We start from the raw sequence: 233 nt of genomic DNA, 5'->3' as shown, positions 1-233 counted from the left end.
TACTTTTACTCGTTGTTTATTCCAGCGAGAAGATCCTTTCATTCTTCTAGAAAGAACACGCTGTGCTTTTGCCAACTTCTCTTCTAATGATTGAAAAAACTTCGGATTTTTATAGGTTGTTCCATCTGACAAAATGGCGAAATCTTTTAGTCCCACATCCATTCCAATGTAAGAGTTTGTTTTCGGAAGTTCTTGCACTTCTGTTTCAACTAACAATGACACAAAGTATCTGC

1 protein-coding gene is annotated in these 233 nt (G+C 36.5%); it reads right to left on the bottom strand.

The features are described 5' to 3' along the window. On the bottom strand, positions 1-233 hold a 233-nt coding region (locus MR065_RS27360), incomplete at both ends, for a transposase (RefSeq protein WP_242215758.1).

The sequence above is a fragment of the Bacillus cereus group sp. BfR-BA-01383 genome, assembly GCF_022663495.1.
Classification (GTDB): Bacteria; Bacillota; Bacilli; order Bacillales; family Bacillaceae_G; genus Bacillus_A; species Bacillus_A cereus_AU.
The sequence above is the reverse complement of the archived record's forward strand: the minus strand, read 5'-3'. Positions and strand labels throughout refer to the sequence as shown.